4 protein-coding genes are annotated in these 11465 nt (G+C 62.0%); 1 reads left to right on the forward strand and 3 read right to left on the reverse strand.

Going from position 1 to position 11465, the window contains the following annotated elements; translation table 11 throughout:
- Positions 1-95: 95 nt before the first annotated feature.
- Positions 96-1403: a capsule biosynthesis protein gene (locus tag HFC70_RS10835; protein ID WP_168473256.1), complete on the forward strand. Its 1308-nt coding sequence runs from the start codon at positions 96-98 to the stop codon at positions 1401-1403.
- On the opposite strand, the gene HFC70_RS10840 is transcribed toward HFC70_RS10835, so the two are convergent.
- The 3 genes from HFC70_RS10840 to HFC70_RS10850 are packed head-to-tail and all read right to left on the reverse strand — an operon-like array spanning position 1369 to position 11206.
- A complete protein-coding gene (locus tag HFC70_RS10840; RefSeq protein ID WP_168473257.1) occupies positions 1369-2166 on the reverse strand; it encodes an SDR family oxidoreductase in 798 nt (265 codons plus the stop codon). The genes HFC70_RS10835 and HFC70_RS10840 overlap by 35 nt on opposite strands.
- 60 nt (positions 2167-2226) lie before the next feature.
- A complete protein-coding gene (locus HFC70_RS10845) occupies positions 2227-3606 on the reverse strand; it encodes an aminotransferase class I/II-fold pyridoxal phosphate-dependent enzyme (RefSeq protein ID WP_168473258.1) in 1380 nt (459 codons plus the stop codon).
- Positions 3607-3652: 46 nt separating this feature from the next.
- Positions 3653-11206: a type I polyketide synthase gene (locus HFC70_RS10850; RefSeq protein WP_168473259.1), complete on the reverse strand. Its 7554-nt coding sequence runs from the start codon at positions 11204-11206 to the stop codon at positions 3653-3655.
- Positions 11207-11465 lie beyond the last annotated feature (259 nt).

Consider the following 11465-nt stretch of genomic DNA (forward strand, 5'->3'; position numbering starts at 1 on the left):
GCTCCTGTCGTCGAGACTTGGTAAAAGGTTCCAGTCAACCGATGTTTTCAGTATAGAAGGCTGGTAACGGATGAACAAGATTATAAGTGTGTGGGATGCGGCATTTGACCCTTCTTTTCCTGCAAGGACCGGCCTCCCCCTTCCTGAAGACATTGGCCGAGGCAGCCGAACGGCGGGGCGCCAAGGTCCTGAAAATCAATTTCTGTCTCGGTGACGGCTGTTTCTGGTGGCCGCGCAAGGCCGACTGGTTTACCGGCCGGCCGGCCGAATGGCCGGATTTCCTCAAGCGCTACGTGACCGAGAAGGGCGTCACGGATATCGTCATGTTGGGCGATGGGCGGCCAAGGCATGCCGCTGCCGTGACTGTTGCCCGGCAACTTCATATCCGGGCGCATATATTCGAGCATGGATATCTGCGGCCCGACTGGCTGACACTCGAACCCTTTGGGATGTCGAGCAAATCCTGTTTTCCCGCTGATGCGACAACCATTCGAAAGCTTGCCGAGGGGGAAGCCGATCCGCCAAGCGATGCCCGCTTCGCCAGCAGCTTCCTGACCTATGCGCTCTACGATCTGGCCTTCCATATTCCGAATGTCCTGCTCGGTTGGCTGGTTCATCCCCATTATCGTGCCCATGGTGCGGTTCATCCGCTGGTCGAATATGCGGGCTGGATCGGCAAAGCCATCACCGCGCCCTGGCGCCGTCGGGCGGCCCGGAGTGTGGAACAGCGCTATATCGATGGTTCGCCCGACTTCTTCCTGTTTCCGCTGCAACTGCCAGGTGACTACCAGATCCGCGTCCATGCCCCGATGGGCAACCTCTTCAAGCTGGTGGCCGCCGTAATCCGCTCGTTCGCCCTCCATGCCCCTGAGACGACACGACTGCTGTTCAAAGTTCACCCGATCGACAATGGCCTCAGCCGATGGAGCGGGCGGATAACCCGGCTGGCGCGGCAAAATGGTGTCGAGGGTCGGATCCATGTGATCGACGGTGGCGACCTCGATGCCTTGATTGCCCGTTCCATCGGGATTGTGACCATCAATTCGACGGTCGGCCTGACGGCGCTTCTGGCACACAAACCGGTTATCGCGCTGGCACCGGCGGTCTATGATGTGGCTGGATTGACCCATCAGGCCAGTCTCGCATCCTTCTGGCGGATGCCGATGCCGCCCGAACCCGATATGCCGGGAGCACTGGTCAGGGCCATGGCCAGAACCATCCAGGTGCGCGGCGGCTTCATCGGCCGTGCGGCGATGGAGGCAGGCGCCGAGGCAATGGCGGACCGGCTGTTCGGCGAGACGGACCTGTTGCCCGTCGACAGCCCGCCGGATCGTTCGCATTTCCGCTACGAGGCGGAACTGTCGGATGTCAGCGGGATATCCGGCGCAGGAACCACCAAGTGAGGATCGGCTTGACCAGCGAGCCGAAGCGGGCAAGCAGATGCAGGGTCAGGCCGAAAAAGATCTCGTGCCGACCTTGATCGAGCCCCCTGACGATGTGCTCGGCGACCTTGTCGGCCGGCCAGGGTTTGACATGCCCCATGATAACCCCAGCTTCCGGCGGGCGATGGGCCAGTTCGCCGGCCAGTTGCGGCGTGTCGGTGTCGGGGGGATAGCAGATCGCCACATGAATGCCGGCCGGCTCCGCCTCCATGCGCAGGGAATCGGCAAAGCCCGTCAGGCCGGCTTTCGAGGCGCAATAGGCGGCGTAGCCCGGAATGCCGATCAGCGCTGCGGCGGATGATATGAACAGAATCGTGCCCCGGCCGCGTTGCCGCATCCCTGCATAGACGGCCTGTGCTGCATTGATCGTGCCGATCAGATTGGTCTCGATCTGCTCGCGCACGGCGCTATCGGCAGCCGTGTGGAGCAGCCCTGGCAACACGATGCCGGCCGATGTGATCAGGATATCGCAGGGTCCAAAGACTGATTGGGCCTCGGCGATTGCCGCGGCCAAAGCCGTAGCGTCCGAAACATCGACGGCTGCGAGACGGATGCGGTCCGCGTTGGTCGACCGGGAGGCCTGCAAGCGGCTGGCGGCATCCTGCAGCCGATCGGCCGAGCGGCCGATCAGGGTGACGCGGCTGCCGTTTCCCAGGTAAATCCCGGCCAGCGCCAGGCCAATGCCGCTGGAACCGCCTGATAAGATGACGTGACTGCCGGTCAAGCCCGCCTGCCTTCCGCGATTGCCGAGCCGCTACCTGTTGCCATGTCGCCAAAAAGCGCCCTAGAGCTTGGCAAGCTGGGCCATGACCTGCTTTACGTCCATGGAGCCGATGCCGAAGTTCTGTTCCTTCAGTCGTCCGAGGATTTCTGCGGTCAGGTCGACGGTCCGCTTGATCTGCTCTTCGGTATGGGCGCTGGTGATGAAGAACCGCAAGCGCGCCAGCCCTTCGGGCACGGCCGGATAGATGATCGGCAGAACATTGACGCCGGCGGCGAAGAGCTCGTTGGAAAGCTGCACGGAACGCAGCGAGTCCGCAACCAGGACCGGCACGACCGAATAGCCCTCGCTCAGACCCGTATCCAGGCCACGCTCCCTGGCATGCTCCAGGAAGGACTGGCTGTTGCGGCGCAGGGCGTGGGTGCGGCGCGGTTCTTCGCGCAGGATATCAAGGCTGGCAATTGCCGCCGCCGCAAGCGCCGGGGCAAGGCCGACGCTGTAGACGAAGCCGCCGGCCTGCGCCTTCAACAGCGTGATCAGCGCCTTGCTGCCAGCAATGTAGCCGCCGCAGCTGCAGGTGGTCTTGGACAGTGTACCCATCCAGATGTCGACTTCGCTGGAGGCAACATCGTAATGCTCGAAAATGCCGCGGCCGGTGTCGCCCAGCACGCCCAAGGAATGGGCCTCGTCCATCATCAGCCAGAAATTGAACTGCTTTTTCAGGCGCAGCAGCCCTGGCAGATCGGCAATGTCGCCGTCCATCGAATAGATGCCTTCGCTGATCACGAGGATGCGCTCGTAATCGCCGGCCAGCGAATGCAGGATGCGTTCCAGATCGGCGCAATCATTATGTTTGAAGAAGCGCCGGTTGGCGCCGGACAGCTTGATGCCCGTCAGGGCGCTGTTGTGGATGAACTCGTCATGGATCACCAGGTCCTTCGGCCCCATGAGACAGCCAATTGCTGCAACGTTGGTCAGGTAGCCGCTGACGAAACAGACGGCGGCTTCCGTCTGGTAGATGTCGGCAAGCGAGGTTTCGAGCTCGCCATGAATGGTGCGCTCGCCGGCGACCACGCGGCTTGCCGAAGCCGACACGCCGAAATCGGCCAATGCGCGGTTGGCCCGCTCGATGACGCGAGGATCCTGGTTAAGCCCGAGATAGTCGTAGGAAGCGAAGTTGTCGAAGCTCAGTCCGCCGATCTGCGCTGTCGCGCCGCTTGCCGACTCATGGGCCCTGTAGAACGGGTTCTCCATGCCGAGCTGCTGGCTGGCAAACTGCTGCATGGCGACCTGCTTGTATTCGGCCAGGTCGGTAAAGGCCGGCTGGGTCCGAACGGGCAGTTGCGTCGCAGCCTGTTCGCTGCGCACGACGCGGCCGCGCTCGACGTCCTTCTGCAGGCCGCGCATCCGGTTCAGAAGATCCTGCCGCTTGTTCTCGTTCATAGGCTGCGTACTCCAATGCGATATCGGGTCACGCAACGGGTATCCATTACCCTTGACCGGCGTGACGGCGGCTCAGGTCGTCGATGATCTGCACATCGGTCGAGGCTTCTTCTTCGCCATCGGTCGATCTGCTTCTCGCACTGACCTTCTCATACAGTCTCCGCGTCACGTCGCCAACCGTTGCGTTATCGGCCAAACTGCTGAGAGGCATGTCAAAGCCCGTATTCTGTTCGAAGTTCAGCCCAAGTTCAACCGCCATCAGACTGTCGAGGCCGATCTCCTTCAGAACGCTGTCGAGCGAGATGTTCTCCTTGGGCACCCGCAGGGTGTTGGCGATCTCGCTGGCGATGACGTTGAACAGAGCTTCCTGTGCTTCGAGCTGCGATTTGCCCTCGATCATCGATGGCAGATCGATTTCGCCGCTCTCCATTCCGGCCGAATGCTGGGATGCCCGGCGCATGACCACCTCGAAAAGGGCCTCGTTGACCACGGACAGGGCATGCGCCGCTGCCCAGTCGAATTCCGAGATCATCACCACTGCTGCGTCGACCGTATCGGGCGCCGAGCCGATATACTGCTCGACGGCTGACAGGGCGTCGCGGGCATCAAGGGCCGTCTTGCCGATCCGTCGGCCAAGCCGCTGGTTGACCTCGGCGTTGCGCGCCAGATAGCCGGCATCGGCGATGGCGCCGAATCCGACGGCCAGAGCCGGAAGGTTCTCGCCGCGCCGCGCCCGGGCCAGGCCTTCGAGATAGCCATTGGCCGCCACGTAGTTTGCCTGTCCGGGATTGCCGACAAGCGTCGTTACCGAGGAGAACAGGATGAAGTTGTCGAGGCTGTCGGTGCGCGTCAGCCTGTCGAGAATGGCGCCGCCCTTGGCTTTCACGTCGATGACGGGACGGTTGCGATCCTTGGTGAGGTTGGCGATGAAGGCATCGTCCAGCACCATCGCGGCGTGGATGACCGTCTTCAGCGGCGCCTTGGCACGCAAGGCCTTCAGCATGGCCGCGACATCGCTTTCCCTGGTCACGTCGCAGGCATGCAGCTCGGTCTTGACGCCCAATTGCGTCCAGCGGGCGATTGCCGCCGTCGTATCGTCATCGGGCGTGCCGCGGCGCGAGCAGAGGGCGATATGCCTAGCGCCCTTTTCGACGAGCCATTCGGCCGCCATGAGTCCGAAGCCGCCGATGCCGCCGACCACGAGATGCATGCCCTTCGGATCGACCGTCATGCTGCGGATCGGCCGGGTGGCGATTCGGTCGCGACCGGATACCGGAGGAAGAACGACGATCTTGCCGATATGGCCGGCATTCTGCATCAGCCGGAAGGCATCGCCGATCTCGTCGAACTCGAAGGCGCGGAACGGCAGGGGCGAGAATATGCCCTGCTCGAACAGGGCGCCGATTTCGGTCAGCATGCGCCGCGACAAGTCCGGATGCAGGACCAGGAGCTGGTCCGCATCGATGCCGAAGTAGCTGACATTGCGGCGGAAGGGCCGCAGGCCGATCTTGCTGTCGGCGTAATAGTCACGTTTGCCGAGCTCGAGGAAGCGGCCGAACGGCTTCACCAGCGAGAGGCTCTGTTCCATGGCTTCGCCGAACAGGGAATTCAGGACCAGATCGACACCCTGGCCATCGGTGACGTCCAGAACATCCTGCACGAAGCCCAGCGAACGGGAATCGAAGACATGGTCGGCGCCCAGGGTTTCGAGAAAGCGCCGCTTTTCCTCCGTGCCGGCGGTGGCAATCACCGTGGCGCCTACATGTTTTGCTACCTGAAGAGCCGCCAGACCGACGCCGCCGGCGGCACCATGGATCAGGATGGTCTCGTTCGGGCGCATGCGGCCAAGCTCGTTGATCGCGTAGTAGGCAGTCAGGAAGACCACCGGAATGGTGGCTGCCGAGACCGGATCGATCCCGGCGGGAAGCTTGGCGACGCCGGCACGATTGACGCTGACATGGGTCGAGAATGCCGAGGCCGCAATGGCCATGACATTGTCGCCCGGCACAAGGTCGGTGATATCGCTGCCGACAGAAACCACTTCGCCGGAGAATTCCATGCCGATCGAGGCGCCAGCAAAACCGTCTTCAAGGGCTTCCTCGGGCAGCATGCCCATGGCCCACATCACATCGCGGAAATTCAAGCCGGTTGCGGCAACCTTGACGAGGACATCCGCCGGTCCGATCCGTGGTGTGGCGCAATTTTCCCAACGGATGCTCGTGACCTGCGACGGTACCTGCTGGCGGATCACGGCAGCCTCGAACTCACGGGTCGTGCGGGCAGCCTGGACGCTGGCGCCCGGAACGATGCGAAGCTCTGACAAGGCACCGGTCTTCTCGTCCAGAAGCCATTCGCGGTTCGGGCCGTTCAGCTCCAGCGCCTTGAAGGCGACGTCGAGCAAGCGTTCGGGCGTATCGGCCTCGGAATTCGTGTCGATCGAGCGAAGATCGAAGATCTCGTATTCGTTGCGGAGCACGCGTGCGAAAGCCCAGAGGCCGGCATTGACGGCGCTAGTGACGCCGGCCGATCCGTTCTCCTTCACGGGCGCGCCGCCGGGGGCGACGACGACCAGACGAATCTGCGCCTTGGCGGCACCGGGCCTGCCCTGATATTCGGAACATGCCGCAGCAAGAGCACTCAGCGCCAATACACGGTCCTGAAGGACCGCTGAAGAATCCTCGGCTGTGGCGGAGCTAAGCGGCGACAGGCAGATCACGCCGCGCAGCTTGCCGGCATTCTCGTCGATCGCGTCGAGGAGCGACCTCTTGTCGGCTTCCAGATCACCGGTGGTCAACACCGGGACGATATCATTACGCCCAAGCGAGAGGGCCGCAGACAGCAGGCGGGCGGTTCCAAGCCGACCGTCGTGCATCACAAGGCACGAGCCGCCCGGTGCGGTGTCTTCGGTTGCAGCGGGCAGTTCTGCCGGGGCAGAGGACTGCCGGCCGAGCGCTTCCATCAGGATCAGGCTGCCGCCCGGAAGATCGCGCGGTGCGATCTCGGCGGGATTGAAGCCCATTCCTTCAAGCTTCTTCTGCCATTCCGCCGCGGTCAGCAGACGGCCGATCGGGAATTCGGAGGACAGGCTACGGGAGAACCAGTCCTTGGAAAGGCCGAAGGCGAAATCATTGGCCACGCCGGGTGCCGACTGGGCGGCCAGGAACAATTCCACCTGGGCCAGCCGGCCGCTGACAAAATGATTGGCAAGGTCAGTATCGAGAATGTCGTGCAGATCGTCCGATGCGCTCAGGACGATGTCGATCGGCTGCAAGGCGTCGAGCTGCTTGCGGTCGATAATCTGCACGTTGGCGTCGGTTTCGAACGCAATCTCGAGATTGCGGCGTGCACCGGCATCCGGCTCGTAGATCGTCAGGCTTGCCGCATGGGTGGCGGCAAGGTCGGCAAGCTCGCGGCTGAAATGCGGCGAGGTGCTTCCAAGCTCAAGGATGCGCAGCGGGCGCTCTGCGCCGTCGTTCTGCAGCAGGCAATTGCGCAGGGCGGCCAGCAGAAGCCGCATGCGGTTCTTGGCGATATTGGAATGGATCGCGAAATGATCGAGCGTCGCCTCGCTGATGAAGGATGGTGCGCGGGCGTCTTCACGATCCTCGTCTGCTGTCCGCTCACCGGCGTCGAGCCTGTCGAGGACTTCCCGGTAGACATCGTTGATGAGAACGATTTCGACCGTGCGATCGGGACTGCCGGAATAGAGCTCGCCCAGCACTTCCGAAACGGCCGGCAAGGGACAATCCTTTTCGAATGTCCATTCGCCGTCGGCATAGGTAGCAAAGCCGGCATCGGCCAGCAGATGCAGCCCGTTGACCAGGAAGTGACGGAATTCGGGATCCTGCGGCAAAGCGTCGATGCGAAGTGCATAGTTGCCCTTGCCAAGCTTGACCGCGATGTCGTGGATGGCGCGGAACACCGCTGCGTTGAACAGGAACGTCTCGTTGTCGAGCTGCCCGTCGTCGCTCGGCGTGAAGAACGGCGCCGTGCGCCGAATTTCCGACCCGGCCAGAGCGGCGTCGGGTTTGGCCAGCAGCGAAGGCACCTTCTCGTAATGGAAGGATAGGGCATCGAGCGACTTGTGCTGCTTCAGATAGGTTCTCTTGAAGCGGCAATCGGCAAGCGTTGCAATGGGTTCGCCGTTGTCATCGAGCAGATAGAAGTTGGCCTTGATCGAGGCCGAGCTGATGCGTTCGATTTCGACCATGGCCTTGCGGATGGTCTTGCCGACGGCCTCGACGCGAATGCGCCCGAAGCGCACCGGAATATAGGGTGCGCCGCCGTGCTCGCCGCTGAAGCGGTCGAACAATGCGACCAGGCCGTGGAACACGGCATCGACCGACAGCGGATTGAGGTTGTAGTGCAGCAGCGGATGGCCGGCATCGGCGGGCTTGCGAAGCTCGACGGCGACCAGGCGATCACCGTGGCACGTTGCCTTATCCATCAGCTGGAACCGCGGGCCGTAGTCGAGGCCGAAATTGGCGGCGGTGCGATAGGCCTTGGTTGCGTCGACCACAGCGGTGATGGGATCAAGCGCGAAATCAACGGGTTCGCTGTGCTCGGAGGCTGTCAGCTTGCGGATACGGGCGACCGCATGAACGGCCCAGTCGTCTTCGCTCAGCCGTTCGCGCGACCTGATCTGCAGATCGCCTGTTTCCGTGGAAATGACGGTCGACAGTTCGAAAAGTCGGTTCTGGCTCAATTCCAGCGGGCGCACGATTTCGAGATTGGAAATCTCGATGCGATCGCTTGAAAAGTGCAGGCGTGCGGCCGAGAGAGCGATCTCGATGAAGCCGCTGCCAGGCAGGATGGCGCGGTCATCGACCACATGTTCGGCCAGATCGGGGAAGAGATAGGCATCGACATGGTTCTTCCAGGTCGTGCCGTTTGGGTCCACCCGCCAGCCGACGAGCGTGTATCCCTGTTGATTTGTCCGGCCGTAGATATCGGCGCGATCACTGGTCGATTCGGGATGCAGATCGGTCTTGTCGAACGGCAGTATCGGCAGGGAAACGAAGGCGTCGCGCTTGCCAAACACCTGCTTTTCGTCGACAGCCGCGCCGAAGGCCACGGCTCGCGCCATGGACTGGGACACAGGATCCTGGCCCTCTGTGCTTTCCTCGCGCTGCAGCGTCGGCACCACATTGACCGAAGCGGACACCTGCTGGGCGATATCGCTGACATAGCTCGACAGGATGGGGCGCGGCGAGACTTCCAGAAACACATTGCAGCCGAGAGCGATCGCGGCTTCCGTGGCATGCAGGAATTTCACCGGCTGGCGAACATTCTGCCACCAGTATTCCGGCGTCAGCGCCTCGCCGTCGAGGGACGTGCCCGTGACGGTGGAGATGAACGAGATTTTCGAATTGCGCGGCGAGATCTTCGGGGCGTCGTCGAAGAATGCGGCCTTTGCCTTGTCGATCAGCGGGTGATGGAAGGGATAGTTGATATCCAGGAGCTGTACCGCGACCTTACGCTTGCGGGCCTTTTCGCGGAGCGACTTGATCTGGGCATAGGGACCCGAAATGGTCACCGAGTTTGGCGCGTTGACGGCAGCGACGAAAAGGTCGTCGAGTTCGAGGGCGCGGATGAGTTCGAGTGCTGCATCCTCGCCCAGCTTCACGGCCGCCATCGTGCCCTCGCCGGCCAGCACGGCCTGGTGCAGCGAGCGCTTGGCAATGACCGACACGGCATCTTCCATGCTGAGCGCGCCGGCGGCATAAGCCGCGGCCACTTCGCCGACGGAATGACCGTAGGTTGCCGTTACGTTGAGACCCATGGCGACGAGTGCATCCGACAGGGCCGCCTGGACCGCAAACAGCAGCGGCTGGGCAAGCATCGTGTCGGACAGCTTTTCGTCCAGCGCCGGGTCGGACAGGGCGTCCGTCAGATCGATGTCGGAATGGCTCTTGAAAAGAGCGGCGATCTTTAGAAAACAGGTGCGGAAATCGGCATTCGAGGCGAAGGCGTCTATGCCCATGCCGGCCCACTGCGAGCCGTTGCCCGAGAAGACCAGAGCAACCTTCGGGTCGCGCGAAATCGATTCGCCGACTTCGCCACGGCCCGAGCCGGGAGACGTCAGATGCGCGTCAACGGCGGCAATGATCTCCTCGGTGCTGCCCTTGGCCACAAAACGGTGGCGTAACGCGGTTCGGCTGCTGCCGGCCGCCGAAATGACAGCGGCTGCTTCGTTGCGATCGGCTGCTGCCGCGAAGCGCTCGGAATAGCCCTTCAGCAACAAGGCCAGGCTTTCCGCGGTATGGGCGCTTGCCATGAACAGCGGCGCTGTTGCACCCTTCTTTGCAGCGGTTTTCGATGGCTTTGTCTTCGGATCGGCAATGACGACATGGGCGTTCGCGCCGCCGAAGCCGAAGGAGTTGATGCCGGCCAGACGGGGCTTGGTGCTTTTTTCGAGCTCGATCGCCTCGTTGGCGACATGCACGTTCAAGCCTTCGAAATCGATCGAATCATTGGGCGTGTGGAAATGCAGGGATGCCGGAAGATAATCGTTTTCCAGCGCCATCATCGCCTTCATCACGCCGAGAAGGCCGGATGCCGGTTCGGCGTGGCCGATATTCGACTTGATCGAGCCGATCGGAATCGGCGCCTTGCGTCTCGAACCGATGACGGTGCCGAGCGACCAGACTTCGGCGGGGTCGCCGACCTTGGTTCCTGTTCCATGACCTTCGATAAAGGCGATCTGGTCGGGATCGATATCGTTGCCGATATAAACGGAGGTCAGCAGGGCCGCCTGCGCCTCGCGCGATGGAAGCGAAATGCCGTTGGTGCGGCCGGCAGCGTTGGTGCCACTGGCCACGATCGTCGCGTGGCTGCGGTCGCCCTCGGCGGCGACGCGGTCGCTGCGGCGCAAGACGAGAATGGCAGCGCCTTCGGCGCGCACATAGCCGATGCCGTCATTGTCATAGGCCTTGCACAGGCCATCCATGGACAGCATGCGGGCCTGGGCAAAGCCGACGAAAGGCAGGGGATGGACGAGAATGTTCACGCCGCCGACGATGGCGGTATCGACTTCTCCGGCATTGAGCGCACGCACGGCATGGTCGAGCGCCACCAGAGACGAGGAACAGGCGGTGTCTACGGTCAAGCTTGGACCGTTCAATCCGAAGACGTGGGAAATGCGGTTGGCGACGACCGAAAGCGTATTGCCGGTCATGAAATGCGGGCCGGGAGCTGCCGGATCCTCGACGGAAAGGTTGCCGTGATCGAGGCTGGAGGCGCCGACATAGACAGCAACATTTTCGCCATGCAGACTGCTGACCGGAATGTTGGCGTCCTCGAGGGCGCGCCATGTCAGTTCAAGCAGCAGCCGTTGCTGCGGATCCATGAACATGGCTTCGCGCCGCGAAATGCCGAACAGCACCGGGTCGAAACCGTAAATGTCGTCCAGGATGCCGGCCGCGTAGGTGTAATACTTGCCGGGAACGCCCATTTCCGGATGCCAGAAACGCGCAAGATCCCACCGGTCTCCAGGCACAGTGGAAACCGTGCAGGTACCGGCACGCAACAGCTCGAACAGTTCTTCAGGCGAATTCGCCCCTGGCGCGACACAAGCCCGCCCAATGATTTCTACACTCATCTATCCAAACGCAATTTCCGAGCTTTAGGGCACGAGCCGTCGCGGCATTTCGCCCGACGCCCCATAACTTCGATAGATAGTCACTTAGAGAAGCAAAGTTTGGGCGTCAATTCCTATTGACTGCGAGTTGTGCTGGAAAGACCAAAGCTGCTTATCCCAAGAAGAGGCTTTGCATCGGCAATACATTTTGGGTAGACCGCGCGCGGGGGCTGACCCAACGTTCGCCATAATGATATGAATAGGGTGGCTTTCGTATCGC

It is taken from the genome of Agrobacterium sp. a22-2 (genome assembly GCF_012276985.1).
Taxonomy (GTDB): domain Bacteria; phylum Pseudomonadota; class Alphaproteobacteria; order Rhizobiales; family Rhizobiaceae; genus Allorhizobium.